Below are 17,334 nucleotides of genomic sequence, written 5' to 3' on the forward strand. Positions count from 1 at the left end.
AAATATACTAAATGACTTGAAGTTTTGAGTTTTTCTGGGAATGAGGAGGATAATGATGGATCAGAAGATTTTGCCTGCTTCAGCAAGCATGAAGGATTTCGAAAGATTTCTAGAAAGTTCCTATGAAATAGGTGTGTTTCTTGATTTGCATATCTCACAATTGAAAAATGTAAGTATGATGGCAAAGCAGCATAATAAGAAAATGATTTATCATGTCGATTTGATCCATGGCATAAGAAGTGATGAGTACGCGACGGAATTCATTTGTCAGGAATATAACCCCTATGGGCTGATTTCGACTAAATCAAGCGTTATATTGAAGGCGAAGCAAAAGGGGGTCATTGCCATCCAGCGAATCTTTTTAATAGACTCACACGCGCTTGAGAAAAGTTATAAGCTGGTGCAGAAAACAAAGCCGGATTATATCGAAGTATTGCCGGGCGCCATGCCATGGATGATAAAAGAAGTGAAGGAAAGATTGCAGACACCGATTTTTGCAGGCGGCCTCATACGTACCTCGGATGAAGTCCTGAATGCACTTGATGCCGGCGCCTCGTCAATCACCACTTCAAAAACTGAATTATGGGATATCGTCTAATTGGGAAAAATTGAAAAAAATTACAGAAAAAATAGATTAATTTCTCACAAATTATTGACAGCGTTTTCATAACCTAGTATATTTTACAGTACAAGTTAATATATGTGACGGAGACTAGGAGATTCACAACAGATCTATTCATAATTTTTTTATGAAGATAGTTCTGCTGTGGATCTCCTTTTATTTGTTGGCAAGGTTTAAAAAATTATCAGGGGAGGGTTTTATCATGACTCCATTTTGGGGAGAAGTGTTAGGCACGATGATTTTAGTTTTATTCGGAGCAGGTATTGGGGCAGGTTCATCCTTAAAGGGTTCCTATGCAAAAGATGCCGGCTGGATCGTTATCACGATTGCATGGGGATTGGCTGTTACCATGGGTGTTTTTGCAGTGGGGTCCATAAGCGGGGCGCATTTAAACCCGGCGGTCACAGTTGGGTTTGCCATTATTGGAGAATTTCCTTGGAGTGATGTGCCCGGTTACATCGTTGCCCAGATGATTGGCGCGATACTCGGCGCAACTCTAGTATTCCTGCACTATTTACCACACTGGAAAGCTACGGATGATCCAGGGGCGAAGCTTGGTGTGTTCGCGACTTCACCTGCAATCCCGCACACATTTTCAAATCTACTAAGTGAGATGATTGGAACTTTCATCCTTATTCTTGGTCTATTATTTATAGGGGCCAATGATTTTACAGAGGGTCTAAACCCATTCGCAGTAGGGTTATTGATTGTCGTGATCGGGATGTCACTTGGGGGAACGACAGGATACGCCATTAACCCGGCCCGCGACCTGGGGCCTCGCATCGCTCACTTTTTGCTGCCGATACCTGGTAAAGGCAATTCCAACTGGGGCTATTCATGGATTCCGGTCGTTGGACCGATTGTAGGGGGTTCACTTGGTGCCGTTTGTTATAAAGCATTTTTTATGGGGGAAATAACGGCAGGATTTTGGTCTGTTATGGGTGCAAGCCTGGTACTATTGATAGTAGCCTATGCTTTTGGTAAAAAACAGTCACATGAAATGGATAGCAGAAATATCGCTAGTTAATTAAAAGGAGGGGCATACACAATGGAAAAATACATTTTATCATTAGATCAAGGAACAACAAGTTCGAGGGCGATTTTATTTAATGAAAAGGGGGAAATCGTCCATTCCTCTCAAAAGGAATTCACGCAGCATTTCCCTAAACCAGGCTGGGTCGAGCATAACGCCAATGAGATTTGGGGATCGATCCTGGCGGTGATTGCCGGTGTACTATCTGAATCCGGTGTGAAACCAGAGCAAATTGCCGGTATCGGGATCACCAATCAGCGTGAAACGGCAGTCGTTTGGGATAAGGAAACAGGTACGCCTGTCTATAATGCGATTGTATGGCAGTCCAGGCAAACAAGTGGAATCTGTGATGAGTTGAAGGAAAAGGGACTTAATGATTTATTCCGGGATAAAACGGGATTGTTGATAGATGCCTATTTTTCCGGAACGAAAGTGAAATGGATCCTCGATAATGTGGAAGGGGCGCGGCAAAAGGCGGATGAAGGCAAGCTGTTATTCGGTACCATCGATACTTGGCTGATCTGGAAGCTATCAGGAGGCAAGGCTCATGTAACGGACTATTCCAATGCATCCCGGACATTGATGTACAATATACATGAACTGAAATGGGATGAAGAACTGCTTGAGATATTGACTGTACCAAAGTCGATGCTGCCGGAAGTGAGGCCTTCCTCAGAGGAATATGCACGTACGATCGACTATCATTTCTTCGGCCAATCGATTCCGATCGCCGGGGCAGCCGGTGATCAGCAGGCAGCATTATTCGGCCAAGCCTGCTTTAATGAAGGAATGGCTAAAAATACGTATGGAACAGGCTGTTTCATGCTCATGAATACAGGAACCAAGGCTGTCAGCTCCGAACACGGACTATTGACGACCCTTGCTTGGGGCTTGAATGGGAAGGTCGAATATGCACTGGAAGGCAGTATATTCGTAGCTGGCTCCGCCATCCAATGGCTGCGCGATGGCCTGCGGATGCTGCATGATGCCAAGGACAGCGAGGCCTATGCAAAACGGGTGGAAAGTACGGATGGAGTATATGTGGTACCAGCTTTCGTAGGACTTGGAACTCCATATTGGGACAGTGAAGTGCGGGGAGCCGTTTTTGGTTTGACGCGCGGCACATCAAAAGAACATTTCATTCGCGCCACACTTGAATCACTTGCGTATCAAACGAAGGATGTCCTTGATGCAATGGAGGCGGATTCAGGAATCGAGCTGCAAACATTAAGAGTGGATGGCGGGGCAGTCAAGAATGACTTCTTGATGCAATTCCAGGGCGACTTATTACGTGTGCCCGTCGAGAGGCCGACCATAAACGAAACTACAGCATTAGGTGCTGCATACCTAGCCGGCCTTGCTGTCGGGTATTGGAAGGATCAAGAAGAAATCTCCCGGCAATGGGCGGTGGACAAAACCTTTGAACCATCCATGGAAGAGCAAGAAAGTGAAAAATTATATGAAGGCTGGAAGAAAGCCGTACATGCCGCTATGGCGTTTAAATAAAAAACAACATGTATCCTTTCTCAAATGAGCTGGAGTATGATATAATGAAATCAAGTTAATAACTCGGCCGGAGAACAGGAGAGACCATGAATGCGTTATCGTTAATTCGATAATGTGCATTTATGGTCTCTTTTTTTGTTTTTAACGGCAGATTAGGGATATTAATATCTATATAACTTATGCGAACAAATGAACCAATTGAATATAATGACCGAATTCACGAGTAAAAGTGCAGAATTCACGAGTGAACAGCGCCAATTCATACAAAAAACAATAGAATGCAATACTTAAAGGAGGAGTCAGGCATGAGGTTTTCAAATATATATCGGGAAGAAACGGTCGAAACTCTGAAAAAAGAGAAATTTGATGTGGTTGTCATTGGTGGGGGAATTACCGGTGCAGGAATCGCTCTGGATGCAACGACCCGTGGGATGAAAGTGGCTTTGGTTGAAATGCAGGATTTTGCTGCAGGTACTTCAAGCCGCTCGACAAAGCTTGTTCATGGCGGATTGCGGTATTTGAAGCAATTTGAAATAAAAATGGTTGCCGAGGTTGGTAAAGAGCGAGAAATCGTATATGAGAATGGACCGCATGTGACCACGCCGGAATGGATGCTGTTACCGATGCATAAAGGAGGCACCTTCGGGAAATTCAGTACTTCGATTGGGCTTCGGGTCTATGATTTCCTTGCAGGGGTTAAAAAATCTGAACGCAGGAAAATGCTTTCGGCGGATGAAACACTAAAACGGGAGCCTCTCGTTAAGAAAGAGGGATTGAAGGGCGGAGGCTACTATGTTGAATATCGGACAGATGATGCACGTCTTACGATTGAAGTCATGAAGGCGGCTGTCGATAAAGGTGCAACACCGATAAATTATACAAAAGTAGATAAATTGTTATATGAAAACGGTAAGGTGAACGGAGTCCAAGTGGCCGATTTGCTTTCAGGTGATGCTTATGAAATATACGCAGACAAAGTTATTAATGCAGCAGGTCCGTGGGTGGATTCCATTCGTGAGAAGGACCAATCGAAACAAGGGAAGACGCTGAAGTTATCCAAGGGTGTTCACGTGGTCATCGACCAATCGAAATTCCCGTTGAAGCAGGCGCTTTATTTTGATACGCCTGATGGCCGGATGATTTTTGCCATCCCGAGAGCCGGTAAAGCTTATGTAGGGACTACAGATACTTTTTATGATGGTGATCCTGCAGTGCCGACCGTTACTTCCGAAGACCGTGCCTATCTATTAAAGTGCATACATTATATGTTTCCAGAAGTGAACATTACGGATGATGATATCGAATCCAGCTGGGCTGGGGTAAGGCCGTTGATTCTTGAAGAAGGGAAAGATCCTTCTGAGATATCAAGGAAAGATGAAATCTGGGAGTCCGATTCTGGCCTTATCACCATTGCGGGTGGGAAATTGACCGGTTATCGCAAAATGGCAAAAACGACGGTTGACCTTTTGGCAGGGAAGCTTGCCGAGCAGTCCAATAAAAATTACCCAGCCAGCAGCACGAAAGGAATGCCGATTTCCGGAGGGGATGTCGGGGGATCAAGCAACTTCTCCGATTATATCAAGCAACATGTTCAAATGGGAGTTGACTCAGGGCTCGCTGTAAAGGACTCCAAAGAGATATTGGCCATGTACGGGTCCAACGCACCTGTGTTATTCGATATCGCCAAAAATGAAGGAGACGGAGGAGCGAACAGCGGCCTTCCAAAGAAATTGTTCGTACAGCTGAAATACGCAGTTGATCATGAAATGGCCGCAACTCCAGTGGATTTCTTCTTCCGCAGGACGGGGACGTTGTTATTCGATATCGATTTAGTCCAAACGCATAAACATGCAGTGATCGATTATATGGCTGGATATTTTGGATGGACGGAATCAACAAAAATGGAGAGAACCAATCAATTGGAACAGGAAATATTGGGTGCGATTAAAGTATCTTGATCCATATGCAAAAAACATGACGCCGGCGGAATCGCTGGCGTTTTTTTTGTATTCGAAATGTGATTATCGGGGTATTTGCAAGTGGAAAAATAAAAATACATATGTGAGGTTTCCTTACGTGAAAACTATTGTTTAATCCATCAAGATGAAATATAATCATTAAAAGATAAATTAGAATTTTCAAACTATAAAGGGGGAGCTTGATTGTCTGAATTTATTACGGCTTTAAATGGAGTTTTATGGAGTTCGCCAGTCATTTATATTTTATTGGGAGTAGGTTTATTATTCTCGATTTTGACCCGTTTCCTGCAAGTGAGGCATATTAAGGAAATGGTCCTTTTGATGTTCCAAGGAAAGAGTTCGGAAGCGGGGGTTTCCTCATTCCAGGCTTTATCCATAGCCCTTTCAGGTCGGGTCGGTACAGGTAACATTGCAGGGGTGGCCACGGCTATCGCCTTTGGCGGTCCCGGTGCCGTTTTCTGGATGTGGGCCATAGCCTTCATAGGAGCGGCCAGTGCATTTGTGGAATCCACTTTAGCTCAAATTTATAAAGTCAAACAAGATGGTCAATATCGAGGGGGACCAGCCTATTATATTGAAAAAGGAATGGGCGTGAAGTGGTTTGCTGTTCTTTTTGCATTTGCAGCCCTTATAGCCATGGCCATCCTTATGCCAGGTGTTCAATCCAATTCGATTGCTGCCGGAGTGGAAAATGCATTCGGCATCAAACCGGTGTTCACTGGTTTGGCCATTGTCCTTTTACTTGGCTTCATTATATTCGGCGGTGTAAAACGGATAGCTAATGCTGCAACCTTAATCGTCCCTTTTATGGCCCTTGGTTATATATTGCTATCTGTTGTCATCGTTCTAATGAATATCACAGAATTACCAGGAGTCATTTCTTTGATATTCAGAAGTGCCTTCGGGTTGGATTCCGCATTTGGGGGGATCATTGGCATGGCGATAGCTTGGGGAGTGAAACGCGGCGTTTATTCGAATGAGGCCGGGCAAGGGACAGGAGCTCATCCTGCGGCTGCGGCGGAAGTATCACATCCGGCAAAGCAGGGTCTTGTTCAAGCATTCTCGGTTTATATCGACACATTGTTCGTTTGTTCCGCTACGGCCTTCATGATTTTATTTACAGGCATGTATAATACACAAGCGGAAAATGGTTCATTTATCGTCAATAATTTGGGAGATGTAACACCTGGTCCAGGGTATACACAAGCAGCAATTGATAGCGTAATCCCAGGTTTTGGTGCTGGCTTTGTCGCAATCGCCCTTTTCTTTTTCGCCTTTACGACGATCATGGCCTACTATTATATCGCTGAAACCAATATCGCCTATTTAATGCGCAACCGGAATGGTAAATCGGCCATGTTCGCCTTGAAGCTCATCATCCTGGCGGCCAGTTTTTACGGATCCGTGCGTACGGCAGAGCTGGCTTGGGCATTAGGGGATGCGGGTTTAGGCATTATGGTATGGCTCAATGTCATTGCCATTTTAATCCTTGCTAAACCGGCGCTCATTACGTTAAAGGATTACGAAAAGCAAAAGAAAGCAGGAATCGATCCGGTTTTCAATCCAAAAACTTTAGGCATAAAAAACGCCGATTTTTGGGAGCGTGAGTACACCGGCGACAAGGAAAATGTTTCTTGAGGGAAAATGCTATTAAATTAATTTAATAGAAGAAGATACATGAAAAACCAGCTCAAGTTATTTACGAGCTGGTTTTTCATGGTTTTGCGATAACTAGGGGGGATAATATGTTAGCCAAATTAGCTCAAGAAATTGTGAATATAACAGGTGAAGTAATCGGTCATGATGTACTTATCACGGATAAAGACGGAATGGTTCTTGGTTCAAGCGATAAGCCGGGAAATTTTATTGGGGGCACTCCGCAAAGTGAAAGAACCATAGAAACTCTGGGTCTAAGCAAACTATCGAAAGAGGAAATGATGGATTTTGTTCGTACTGGGACGCCTAAAGTTTCCGCATAAGGTGAGTCCAGTAAATAGGTAAAGCATGTATAAGGAGAGAAGAAACCGGCAGACCTCGCCGCGTTTCTTCTCTCCTTCGCTTATTGAATCACCCGAACTCAAAAACGGGACGTTCTTTAAGATCTCTGCTTTATAAGCTGTAAGTCGATGTATAGTTGCATTCTCGAATGAAAGTCATCAAAATCGATTGAGGTGAGATCGGTTATTTGATTCAATCTATATTTCAATGTGTTGGTATGAATGTAAAGCTGTTCCGATGTCGGTTTGATCCGGCAATTGTTCAAGAGATATATTTCCAGTGTTTGAAGGAGTTTGGTTTGGCTTTCCAGGTCCTTCTTTTGAAGAATTTCTAAATCCGTATTGATATAATTCGTTTTAGTATGATGGTTGGAGATCATTTCGAGGTAACGGAAAATCCCAAGCTTGCTATATTGGAAGGGAAGCTGTTCGGGTTCACCGATGAATTTGGCTGCGTTGATCACTTCCAGGGCTTCGAGATAGGATTTTCTTAATTGAAGAATCGAAGAGTATTCATTTCCGATTCCCGGGAATACCTTTTTATCAGTGAATTGAGAAAGAACGGTATTCGTTAAATCATTGGCGCTATCGGTAAGCAGGTCTTTCCCTTTTCCGTTGCTGCCAATCAGGACGATGATCTTCAATTGGTTTGTGAATACATGGGTAAAATGATTCAACGCATTGGCGAACAGACTGACTGTATCCGCTAATTCATCGAAATGTTCCGCATCTGATTGAGCGATGGTAAAGACATTGACAAGGAAAGTTTCCGGAATGAGAAGACTCATATTGGCGGCTTCCCATTTTATTTGGTTTTCCGTTTGATAGACTTCGTCAATGACCTTTTGATAAAACTCATTTTTTTCTTCATCTTTTTTCATGTTTATCTGTTTTTTCTGATAAAGGAGCTTGCCGATATGATGGGAAACCTCGTGTAAAAATTCAAGATCGGAATCAGTCATCATTTCCGTTTCTTGGACCCAAATGAACCCGAAGACCTGTCCTTTATGAACGGCGCTCACAACGACCCTTTGATTTAACCCGATTTCCTCGATTTGTTTCACCCTAAAGGGATGCTCCACTGTTTTAAGCTGTTCGACAATGCCCTCATCCATGAATTTTTCCAGGATTGGAATCGGCCAATGCTTTGTGAAGATGGTTTGCCGATTGGCTTGGTCGAAGTGTTCGATATAATATGAACTATATGCCAGCAATAAAAATTGGTCATTTTCGATGACGACTGGTTTTTTTAAATAAGTGCTGACCATATCCGTTATATCGTTGATGTTTGTGAGAGTCAGGATTTTTTCTAATGACATATATGGCCCCCTGCAGTTTTTTGAAGTGTATGACAACTTAGTTTAATAATACTTTTAAACTAATGATGTGTATAGGGGCAAGAACAAAGAAGGAACGGTATATGAAAAAATACCGTTCCTTTTAGGGGTTTTATTTTTGTTTTAAAGTTTTTTCGAATTCTTCGAATGTCTCTTCTACTTCTTTTGATGGTTTCGCTGTTAGAAGACTGACCAGGATGATGGCAATCAAGCTTGCGCCAAAACCAGGAATCATTTCATACATCATATCGGATAATCCTGCCATCGACCAGAAAATTACAGTAGCGGCACCAACGATCATCCCGGCTAAAGCGCCCCATCTTGTCATTCGTTTCCAGCAGAGGCTCAGTATGACCAATGGACCGAATGAAGATCCGAATCCAGCCCATGCATATCCGACAAGTCCAAGGATCGTATCATTCTGTTCCCAAGAGAGAATGAGCGCTATGACGGATATGGCCAGTACGGAAAGTCTGCCCAGGAAAACAAGCTCTTTATCTGAAGCGGAACGACGGAAGAAAGTTTTGTACATATCCTCCGTTAAAGAGCTGGCCGTAACCAAAAGCTGCGAAGAAATCGTGCTCATGATGGCTGCCAGTATCGCTGAAATCAAGAAACCAGTGATGAGCGGGTGGAATAGTATTTCCCCTAACTCTATGAAAATCGTTTCAGGATCAGCTAACTTCAGGTTGTTCTGATGAAAATACGTGATACCGATGAATCCAGTCAGCATGGCACCGATACTGGAGAAAATCATCCAGCCCATTCCGATAGTACGGGCTTTCTTGATTTCTTTAATAGAACTGATCGCCATAAAGCGGACAATGATATGCGGCTGTCCGAAGTAACCCAGTCCCCAAGCAAATAATGAGATGATTCCTAAAAAGCTGGTCCCCGTGAAAATATTCAACAGAGCAGGATCAATGGAACGTGGTGTGTCAATCGCAGGACCGAAACCGCCAACATGGAAAAGGGTGACGATCGGTACAAGAACCAAGGCTACAACCATGATGATCCCTTGAACAAAGTCTGTCCAGCTTACTGCCAGGAATCCACCGAATAAAGTATAGGCAACGGTGACGCCTGTTAAGATCCATAGGCCTGTATGGTAATCAAGGCCGAATGTACTTTGGAACAAGACTCCGCCGGATACCATTCCGGAAGAAACGTAAAAGGTAAAGAATACGAGGATAACCAAAGCCGAAATGAGCCTTAAGATCTGTGAGCCCTCGCCAAAACGATTTTCCAGGAAAGCGGGGATCGTAATCGAGTTATTGGCGACTTCCGTATAGGTTCTCAATCTAGGTGCAACATACAGCCAGTTCATATAGGCTCCTAATGTGAGACCGATTACAATCCAGATTGAACTTAGTCCAGTTGCGAACATGGCACCAGGCATACCCATTAAAAGCCAACCGCTCATATCCGCGGCACCGGCGCTTAATGCAGTGACAGCAGGTCCAAGACCCCGGTCGCCCAGCATATAATCATTTAAATTGGAAGTCCTTTTGTATGCGAAGTAACCGATGAGAAGCATGCCAGCCATGTAAATGCTGATCGAAATTATTAATGCGTAATCCATAAAAGACTCCCTTCGTGATGAAATTTATAATTTTTTGTTTTAAAAGAGGAAGCAACCTATTTGTCACTTCCTCCATTTAACTTCATTTTGGTTTCCGTATCCAGAATGGAGGATACGGAAACCATAGGGATTTCAAATCATCTTCCAAATTGCTCAATGGAACATTATCAGAATGTTTCGGATGTTGTTTTTGCTTGCATATGAAGCTGCAAGTAGTCCGGTCCGCCTGCCTTGGAATCAGTTCCTGACATGTTGAACCCGCCGAATGGCTGATAACCTACGATTGCACCAGTACAGCCGCGGTTGAAATACAAGTTCCCGACATGGAATTCTTCGCGTGCCTTTTCCATGTTAAGGCGATTTGTCGTAATGACAGCCCCAGTCAAACCATATTCAGTGTTATTGGCAATCTCAAGAGCCTCGTTAAAGTCCTTCGCTTTTGTGAAGGCAACGACTGGTCCGAAGATTTCTTCTTGCATCAAGCGGCCTTGCGGATCGACATCAGCAACGATTGTCGGTTGAACGAAGTAGCCTGTAGAGCTATCTCCTTCTCCTCCAGTCAGAATGCGTCCTTCTTCGTTCCCAATTTCAATATAGCTCATGATTTTGTCAAAAGCAGCTTGATCGATAACCGGTCCCATGAAATGATTTTCTACAGGATTACCAACTGTAAGTTGTTTTGTTAATTCAACAGCGCGAGCTAAAACTTGATCATATACATCTTCAACGATGACAGCACGGGAACAAGCAGAACATTTTTGTCCAGAGAAGCCAAATGCAGATTTCACGATCGATTGAGCAGCCAATTCAAGATCTGCCTCTTTGTCGACGACGATTGTATCTTTTCCGCCCATTTCAGCGATGACACGCTTCAGCCAAATTTGGCCTTCGTTCACTTCTGAAGCACGTTTGTAAATGCGCAGACCTACATCACGTGAACCTGTGAAGGAGATGAAACGTGTTTTAGGATGATCGACCAGGTAGTCGCCGACCTCTGCTCCGCTTCCTGGAACGAAATTCAATACACCTGCTGGAAGGCCTGCTTCAAGCATCACTTCAACGAATTTCGCAGCAACGATAGGAGTAGTAGAAGCTGGTTTCAACAGGATTGTGTTCCCGGTAACGATAGCGGCAACAGCTGTACCTGCCATGATCGCAAATGGGAAGTTCCAAGGAGAAATGATGATGCCGATTCCTAATGGAATGTAATCATAGCGGTTGAATTCTCCCGGACGGCTTTGAACAGGCACACCATCTTTAAGAGTAAGCATTTGACGAGCATAGAATTCAAGGAAATCGATTGCTTCCGCTGTATCAGCATCAGCCTCATTCCAAGGTTTTCCCGCTTCTTTCGTCAATAACGCAGAGAATTCATGCTTGCGTCTGCGAATGATGGCAGCCGCTTTGAACAAAACGTCAGCGCGGATTTCCGGCTTCACTTTTTTCCAGCTTTCAAAAGCGGTAACAGCTTCCTGCATGGCTTTTTCAGCAAGGTCCCTATTCGCTTTCGAAACGCGGCCGATGACCTCTTGCTTATCTGCAGGGTTGTATGAAACGATTTTCTCATCAGTCGTCACTTGCTCTGAACCGATATAAAGAGGGTAGTCTTGCCCTAAGTAGCCCTCAACAGTTTGAAGTGCTTCCTGATATGCTTTTTTGTTCTCCTCGTTTGTAAAATCAACAAATGGTTCGTGTTTATATGAAATCATTGATAATCACACCTTTTAATAGATTTTTTTGTAGCAATTAATAATGTTGAAAGTATATTTAGCTTCTGACCATCCCTTTGAAGGCAAAGGCAATATTGGATGGCCTTTCTGCAAGCCTTCTCATGAAGTATCCATACCAATCCAGACCGTATGGTACATAGACGCGCATTTTGTAACCTTGCTTGACCAATTCGTATTGAGTCTTGTTCCTCATGCCATAAAGCATTTGGAATTCGAATTGTGTATTTGGGATGTCATATTTCTTGGCCAGCTCTTTTGTATATTCGATGATTTTGTCATCATGTGAGGCAATGGCCGTATAATTTCCGTTAAGAAGACTTTGCTTAATCAACTTTTTATAGTTTTCGTCTACATCATTCTTCTCGGGAAAAGCCACCTCAGGAGATTCCTTATAGGCACCCTTTACGAGACGCAGGAATGGCTTATATTGGCCAAGGTCCTCCAAATCTTTCTCTGTGCGGAATAAATATGCTTGTAGAACAGTACTTATGCAGCTGTATTTTTCTTTGAACTGTCTAAAGATATCGATTGTTGCCTGACAGCGAACTTCATCTTCCATATCGATCGTGACCATGACTTTATGTTTTTCGGCTGTATCAAGAATTTTCGTCATATTCTCAATCACTAGTTTATGATCGATATCAAGTCCCAAAGAAGTCATCTTCAGAGAAACCTGTGAATCAAGTTTTTCCCTGCTGATCATTTCGATCGTTTCGATGCATTCTGCCGTCCGTTCCAGAGTCACTTCCTTGGAATCAACGAATTCCCCAAGATGGTCGACTGTAACCGACAAGCCGCTATTATTAAGTTGTTTAATGAATTTAATGGAACTTTGGAAATCAGTTCCCCCAATGATCTTTCCAGCAGCAAAATTTCCTCCGCTTTTTTTAGCAATATTATTAAGCAGGTTATTCTTAGATAAAAATAAGAAAAAGTCCCTTGTAATGGCTTCCATATAAAGCGCACCCCCTAAGAAGATGTATTTCTTAAATTAAGCTTAAGGTTTTTCGACAATATTCTCAATGTTCTCAAAAAACAATAATTCTGTCATTTCTTTGTCGGTTTTGGACAAATGAAAAGGTTTACATTTCTGCAGATGAAACGGAGGTTTATCTTTTGACTTAAAGAGAAACGCTAGAGGTAAAGCCTTTATTAGTAAGTAGGGCTTCTATGGATGCGTTTAAAAGTGGAAACTCGACCATAATCATCCAATGCGTTATAATGAACCTTATTTAACAGAATCGGTCAATGTTCGAAGAAAAAACGATAAATGAAGCTTTCAGACTTAATATCGGTGAAAAACCGCAAAAATAAGTGTATCGGCAAGCCGGGGAGGATAATGAATGGATGCTGTACTTGAAGAACTTAGAGAAACATCGGGATTGATAGTAGGATTAATAATGGCCCTGGTAATTATGGGTCTGATCGGTTATGCTCTTACGAATGTACATGAATCCATCGTTTCACCTGTGGTTCAGTTCATAAAGAAAATGGTCGGTCGAAAATAGTTCAAGCGGAATACATAAACTTTTGTCCCTAATCGATAACACCCTTGTTAAAGAAATCCCTGCAGGGTTTGTCTAAAAGGGACAAAGAGCCCCAAATATATACACATCAGCCGAGAATGAAGAAAATCCCCCGCTCCTAATGGAAGTGGGGGATTTTAATTCAGGGGATGTCGTTGAATCTCATATGAACTTTTTCACCTGAACTTTGAAAAGCCGGGGCCGTTGGAATGAAGGTTAATTTCCGAAAGAAAAGCTTGGGTTTTGGAAGCATGGATAGGAGAGTATGAACAAGAATTGAAAAATACATTTAGCCCCGCCCATAAGCCAGGGCCTTTTTGTTTACAAATTAAAGTAGTCATCTGCCTTTGCGCCTGCATCTATACTTCGAACCGCCTTCATGATTTTCTTTAAAACCCCGGCTGACGGCACATACTTGGGATCACTGCAAACTCTGCTTATCGTATTGCGTGAAATTCCTGACGCACTTACAAACTCCTCTTGTGTATATCCGTGTTTATCGATTAATTTACCGACCTTGCTTCGCGCTTTTCTCTTCCCGAATCTAAACATTTGATAACCTCCTAGAATGATTTACTAGCAGTCTCGTCCAGCTTTCACAAAAATATACACATAGTTTCGCAAATGTTTGGGATACAAAATTGAAAAGCAGTTCCCGGGTTGGTTGTATGATGAAGTTTCAATTAATTTGAATTTTTTTTCATTTAAATTATAATACTAAATAGACAGCGAACACAGACTGAATAATGTAAGTGAATGGCTAATTCATATGTACCTTAGGAGGAAATCATGGGAAGAATAGTTCATTTCGAAATTCATGTGAATGACATGGAACGGGCAAAGACGTTTTATGGAGAGGTGTTCGGATGGTCATTTCAAGACTGGAGTGATTATGCAGGGATGCCTTACTTTGGAGCAGTGACTGGCAATGAAAATGAACATGGTATCGATGGTGCTTTGATGCAGCGTCCTAGTGCTCCGCCGGAAACACACCAAGCGTTAAATGCATTTGCGTGTACCATTGGCGTGGAAAATTACGAATTAACGGAAGCTAAAATCATTGAGAATGGCGGCAAGCTCGCAATGCCCAAATTTGCCCTGCCCGGAATGGCTTGGCAAGGATACTATATCGATCCCGAAGGCAATACTTTTGGAATTCATCAACCCGATGTGAATGCAAAATAGAGTGGATAATAGGTGAATTGAAACATGGAATCACGAGACACGAAAGCCATGCTTGATATTGTACGCAATATCTGTCTTGCACTGCCGGAAGCTGATGAACATATTGATGGTTTCGGTCACAATACTTTTAAAATCAATGGAAAATCCTTCGTGATTTCTGGTGAAAGCGAGAAAGGATTCAGCTTGTCGTTCAAGTCAGATCGAGAAACTCAAGAATTATTGCTGCAGAAAGAGAAATATTTAAAAACCCCATATATAGGTCGTCACGGTTGGGTTTCCATTCAAAATCCGGATAGGGAAGACTGGGATGAATTGACCTATCTAATTCAAGAAGGCTATTTACGGGCGGCACCGAAGCGTATGGTAAAGAAAAGGAATGAGTTGAATAAAAAGTGAAGAAAGGCGGACGATCTGCCTTTCTTTATTTTTTACGTGTAAGAGGGACTCCGGAATTTGGAAAATATAAAGAGAGGGATTGTTGTCTCTCATCAGAAGAACGTTTAGTATTAATAGTAGGTTATGATTTGTATCTTAAAATAAGCAGCTAACTTTAAAGATTGCGAGAATCAATCAAGATTTGGTTGAAGGAAAGGTGTTTGGTTGAAGTGAAAGTTGAATCTTTTTTTTCTGAGAACATTAAAGCGGCACTTAAGAATGATCCGCCCGGTGCATGGATGCCAGATCTGCCAGATGGTTGTATTCGCTTGAGTTCAGGCTATCCTGATCCTGCTCTCGTTCCTGCTGAGGAGCTCAAGGTAGCTGTAGCCAGACTTCTTGATGAGGAGCAGGATTTGCCGCTCCATTATCTCGGAAGTCCGCGAATTCCAAGACTAAAGCAGCAAATCCAGAAAAGGTTGGCAGAGCGTGGAATTTGCGTTTTGGAAGAACAGCTTTTGATTACATCAGGAGCTTGCCAGGGGATTGATCTTATTGCCCGCGTTCTTCTTGATGATAAAGCGGTTGTAGCGGTAGAGTCTCCCACCTACATGGAGGCTTTGGAGATTTTTCAAAACTATACGAAACGGATTATTAGTATACCTATAGATGAACAGGGACTCCAAACATACCGATTAAAGGAAATGCTGGATGAAAGGAAACGCACAGGTCAAACCCTCCCGCGTTTTGTATATACAATCCCAACTTTTCAAAATCCAACTGGAACGACTATGACAATTGAGCGCCGGAAGCATTTATTGGAGCTTTCCATCGAGTATGATTTCCTCATTCTGGAGGATGATGCATACGGGGAATTATCCTTCGATAAAAATCCGGTCCCAATAAAATCTATTGATACATGCGGGCGAGTCCTCCAAGTCGGGTCATTATCCAAGGTTGTTGCGCCAGGAATGCGGATTGGATGGATAGCGGGAGAAAGTGAATTCATCAAGGCTTTTGAGTGGTTTAAAAAAGATTTAGACCATCCATTTGCTCAAAGTTCAATGGCTGTATACTTAGAAAACACCGATTTTGAGAAACGGCTCGACCTTCTAAAAGATACGTATCGTTCTAAATGCACTGCGTTAATCCATTCTATGGAACAATTCCTTCCAGAATCCGTTTCCTGGTATGTTCCAGATGGCGGTTACTTTGTATGGGTGAGAATTCCAGGAGTGGATACATCGCAGTTATTATCACAGGCTCTGGCTGAGGGTGTTTCATATGTTCCAGGGAAATACTTTTTCTTGGATCAAAACGATGGAACCGAGTTTCTCCGGCTCTCGTTCAGTTATGCCAATGAGAAAGAAATGATCGAGGGAATACGAAGACTAGGACAGCTTATCGCAACTAGTTTGTCCTGAAGGATTGTTAGTTTGTTAATCTATAAGTTATTTCGCTGTTTTTTTACACCTACTTCCTTAAAGGGGGTAGGTTTTTTATTCTTTATATCGAGTTAATAAGCAAAATATTTTCTTCCGACCATGAGAGAGGAAAAGGCTCATACATTACGTTTAAAAAAAGCATGAAAATTTTATCGCAGTGATTGAAGAAATATTAGGGGCAGTGGTGGACAAATTGACAAAAAGAAAAAACCCTTGATATATCAAGGGTTTTCGGATATGGAGCATAGCGGGATCGAACCGCTGACCTCTACGCTGCCAGCGTAGCGAGATGCTTTTCCTCTCTTAATATTAAATACTTTTAAAGTTGATATAATAGGTACCTTTCCAAAGAAGTAGGTAATAGTTTTTCCTTTAATACTAACTATTCCTTTTTAATGAGTGACCAATAATGTGACCAAATATATTTTTCTTTATTGCCTTTAGGTAGTACATAAGTATTGTTTTTTGAGTAAAAATCATTTATTAGAAAGTATAAAGTAATACATAATTTCAGTGTACTTTCCAAGATATTTTTTAACTTATACAAGATGATGAAAGAAAGGGAACAATTACTCTAAGTTTTAAGTATTACTCCTCCAAAAGTGACACTGGGAACCTATTCACATCTACTGCCATCTATGCAGCTTGAGACTATTAATGTCCTTAATGAGATTTTATTCGAGGAGGATTGATATAAATCAAGACTAGAAGATAACAATAAAGTTATAAATTCGGAACGAAGTCATTATGATTTCGTTCTTTTATTCGAATATTGTGCTTATCGGGAATTGTATAAATACAGGATAGTTTTCCTTTTTATCCTTGGCTCTGTTAAAAGATGTTGTTGATTTTCTTGATGAACTAACGGGACAGGTTAGCATTCCTGTAGTTCGTTATTTTTCAGCTTTGAAAAAAATAGGGCTCCTCAGTAAGATATGAGTAAGACACCACTCAAACTCAAAACCTTAGGAGGAACCCTAATATGAAGTTTAAAATGCAAGATAAACAAAATCAACT

General features: G+C 42.1%; 15 protein-coding genes. 10 read left to right on the forward strand and 5 right to left on the reverse strand.

The window, feature by feature from the left end; translation table 11 throughout:
* Positions 1 to 55: 55 nt before the first annotated feature.
* From AC1DIV_RS24560 to AC1DIV_RS24585, 6 genes are all read left to right on the forward strand, one after another.
* Positions 56 to 598: a glycerol-3-phosphate responsive antiterminator gene (locus AC1DIV_RS24560; protein ID WP_048683275.1), complete on the forward strand. Its 543-nt coding sequence runs from the start codon at positions 56 to 58 to the stop codon at positions 596 to 598.
* Positions 599 to 824: 226 nt separating this feature from the next.
* Positions 825 to 1,649, forward strand: coding sequence for an MIP/aquaporin family protein (locus AC1DIV_RS24565; protein ID WP_053536671.1), 825 nt, complete (start codon positions 825 to 827; stop codon positions 1,647 to 1,649).
* A 21-nt stretch (positions 1,650 to 1,670) separates the two neighbouring features.
* Positions 1,671 to 3,161, forward strand: a complete 1,491-nt coding sequence (glpK, locus tag AC1DIV_RS24570; protein WP_048683285.1) for a glycerol kinase GlpK — start codon at positions 1,671 to 1,673, stop codon at positions 3,159 to 3,161.
* Positions 3,162 to 3,466: 305 nt separating this feature from the next.
* Positions 3,467 to 5,119 (forward strand): glycerol-3-phosphate dehydrogenase/oxidase, encoded by a 1,653-nt coding sequence (locus AC1DIV_RS24575; RefSeq protein ID WP_477577609.1) that lies wholly within the window; start codon positions 3,467 to 3,469, stop codon positions 5,117 to 5,119.
* Between the two features lie 204 nt (positions 5,120 to 5,323).
* Positions 5,324 to 6,778, forward strand: coding sequence for an alanine/glycine:cation symporter family protein (locus tag AC1DIV_RS24580; protein WP_477577611.1), 1,455 nt, complete (start codon positions 5,324 to 5,326; stop codon positions 6,776 to 6,778).
* 107 nt (positions 6,779 to 6,885) lie between these two features.
* Positions 6,886 to 7,119 carry a sugar diacid recognition domain-containing protein gene (locus tag AC1DIV_RS24585; protein WP_477577613.1) on the forward strand — a complete coding sequence of 78 codons (234 nt, stop codon included), beginning with the start codon at positions 6,886 to 6,888 and terminating at the stop codon, positions 7,117 to 7,119.
* A gap of 116 nt (positions 7,120 to 7,235) precedes the next feature.
* Here the strand turns inward: AC1DIV_RS24585 and AC1DIV_RS24590 are convergent, their stop codons facing one another.
* From AC1DIV_RS24590 to AC1DIV_RS24605, 4 genes are all read right to left on the reverse strand, one after another.
* Positions 7,236 to 8,456 carry a PucR family transcriptional regulator gene (locus AC1DIV_RS24590; protein ID WP_054398957.1) on the reverse strand — a complete coding sequence of 407 codons (1,221 nt, stop codon included), beginning with the start codon at positions 8,454 to 8,456 and terminating at the stop codon, positions 7,236 to 7,238.
* A gap of 130 nt (positions 8,457 to 8,586) precedes the next feature.
* Positions 8,587 to 10,056 (reverse strand): sodium/proline symporter PutP, encoded by a 1,470-nt coding sequence (gene putP, locus AC1DIV_RS24595; protein ID WP_477577615.1) that lies wholly within the window; start codon positions 10,054 to 10,056, stop codon positions 8,587 to 8,589.
* Between the two features lie 167 nt (positions 10,057 to 10,223).
* On the reverse strand, positions 10,224 to 11,765 hold the full coding sequence (gene pruA, locus AC1DIV_RS24600; protein ID WP_477577617.1) for an L-glutamate gamma-semialdehyde dehydrogenase: 1,542 nt from the start codon (positions 11,763 to 11,765) through the stop codon (positions 10,224 to 10,226).
* Positions 11,766 to 11,823: 58 nt separating this feature from the next.
* On the reverse strand, positions 11,824 to 12,741 hold the full coding sequence (locus AC1DIV_RS24605; RefSeq protein ID WP_034310470.1) for a proline dehydrogenase family protein: 918 nt from the start codon (positions 12,739 to 12,741) through the stop codon (positions 11,824 to 11,826).
* 388 nt (positions 12,742 to 13,129) lie between these two features.
* Between AC1DIV_RS24605 and AC1DIV_RS24610 the strand changes: the two genes are divergently transcribed.
* A complete protein-coding gene (locus AC1DIV_RS24610; protein WP_153246116.1) occupies positions 13,130 to 13,294 on the forward strand; it encodes a hypothetical protein in 165 nt (54 codons plus the stop codon).
* 339 nt (positions 13,295 to 13,633) lie between these two features.
* Here AC1DIV_RS24610 and AC1DIV_RS24615 read toward each other — a convergent pair whose 3' ends face one another.
* Complete coding sequence (locus AC1DIV_RS24615) at positions 13,634 to 13,864, reverse strand: helix-turn-helix domain-containing protein (RefSeq protein ID WP_048683312.1); 231 nt, start codon at positions 13,862 to 13,864, stop codon at positions 13,634 to 13,636.
* 237 nt (positions 13,865 to 14,101) lie between these two features.
* Between AC1DIV_RS24615 and AC1DIV_RS24620 the strand changes: the two genes are divergently transcribed.
* The 3 genes from AC1DIV_RS24620 to AC1DIV_RS24630 all read left to right on the forward strand — a co-directional run bounded on the left by AC1DIV_RS24620 (position 14,102) and on the right by AC1DIV_RS24630 (position 16,296).
* Complete coding sequence (locus tag AC1DIV_RS24620) at positions 14,102 to 14,497, forward strand: VOC family protein (protein WP_340877900.1); 396 nt, start codon at positions 14,102 to 14,104, stop codon at positions 14,495 to 14,497.
* A gap of 24 nt (positions 14,498 to 14,521) precedes the next feature.
* Positions 14,522 to 14,893 (forward strand): MmcQ/YjbR family DNA-binding protein, encoded by a 372-nt coding sequence (locus AC1DIV_RS24625; protein ID WP_477577619.1) that lies wholly within the window; start codon positions 14,522 to 14,524, stop codon positions 14,891 to 14,893.
* Positions 14,894 to 15,102: 209 nt separating this feature from the next.
* Positions 15,103 to 16,296: an aminotransferase-like domain-containing protein gene (locus tag AC1DIV_RS24630; protein WP_421163244.1), complete on the forward strand. Its 1,194-nt coding sequence runs from the start codon at positions 15,103 to 15,105 to the stop codon at positions 16,294 to 16,296.
* Positions 16,297 to 17,334 lie beyond the last annotated feature (1,038 nt).

Source organism: Peribacillus sp. 05N428 (assembly GCF_056397085.1).